General features: G+C 58.8%; 2 protein-coding genes. Both read left to right on the top strand.

Annotated elements, in window-relative coordinates; translation table 11 throughout:
* Nucleotides 1-959: non-ribosomal peptide synthetase (locus IT781_RS21865; protein WP_194972284.1), on the top strand; the 959-nt coding region annotated here is incomplete at its 5' end.
* Nucleotides 960-1,019: 60 nt separating this feature from the next.
* A partial coding sequence (locus IT781_RS21860) for a hypothetical protein (protein WP_194972283.1) occupies nt 1,020-1,236 on the top strand: 217 nt, incomplete at its 3' end.

Raw genomic sequence — 1,236 nt, 5'->3', positions numbered from 1 at the left:
AAGTGGTCAACAACTACGGCCCGACCGAGAACAGCGTCGTTTCGACCTCCTGCACAGTGCCGGCGGGAGGCGAGGGGCTGCCGCCGATTGGCAAGCCCATCGCCAACACCCGCGTTTACTTGCTGGACGATCATCTTACGCCCGTCCCGGTCGGTGCCGTGGGCGAGCTGTACGTGGGCGGCGCCGGGCTGGCGAAAGGCTACCTGAATCAACCCGAACTGACCGCCGAGCGCTTCATCGCCAATCCGTTCAGCCATGATCCCCAGGCGCGGCTGTACAAGACCGGCGACCTGGGCCGTTGGCGGGAAGACGGCAGCATCGAATTCCTCGGTCGCAACGACTTCCAGGTCAAGATTAGAGGCTTCCGCATCGAGCTGGGCGAGATCGAGGCCCGGCTGGCCGACCATCCGGCGGTCCGCGAAACGGCCGTGCTGGCCCGCGAGGACGGGGCCGGCGGCAAGCGGCTGGTGGCCTACTACACCGGCGCTGACGATCTGGCCGTGGATGACCTGCGAGCTTATCTGGCCGAGGCGCTGCCCGAGTACATGGTGCCGGCCGCCTTCGTGCAGCTGGCCGCGCTGCCCTTGACCGCCAACGGCAAGCTGGACCGCAAGGCCCTGCCGGCGCCGGACGGCGATGCCTACGCTGCGCGCGGCTATGAAGCGCCGCAAGGCGAGACTGAACAAACCCTGGCTGACATCTGGCAGGATCTTCTAGGGATCGAGCAGGTCGGCCGCCACGATAATTTCTTCGAGCTGGGCGGGCATTCCTTGCTGGTAGTCAAGTTGGTGCTTGAAATCAAGCAGCAATTCGAGGTTGAGCTGGTGCTGCATGATGTCTTCATGGCGCCAGTACTTTCATTTCTTGCAGAGCGGATCATTGATGCGCAATTGGCTCAGTTTGATGAGGATGATTTAGCGCAGGTTATGGAATCTACAAGTTATGAAGTCTATAAATGATTCTTGAGGAGTATCAATCATGGCGAAAATTATGTTTCAACCTAAGTCAAGGACAGTAGCATGAAAAGTTATTCCACGGATAAATTATCAACGCTTGAACGCGAAGCATTAGTTAAACAAGCGATAGCCGGAAAATTAAAACGCAAGCAATTAAAGGATACTCCTATCCCTCATGCCGACCGTGACCAGCGCCTGCCGCTGTCCTTCTCCCAACAGCGGCTTTGGTTCCTCGCCCAAATGGAAGGCGCCAGTGAAGCCTACCATATCGCGGGCGGGA

It is taken from the genome of Methylobacter sp. BlB1 (genome assembly GCF_015476545.1).
Taxonomy (GTDB): domain Bacteria; phylum Pseudomonadota; class Gammaproteobacteria; order Methylococcales; family Methylomonadaceae; genus Methylobacter.
Note: the sequence above shows the minus strand (reverse complement) of the source record. Positions and strands in the feature narration are given on the sequence as shown.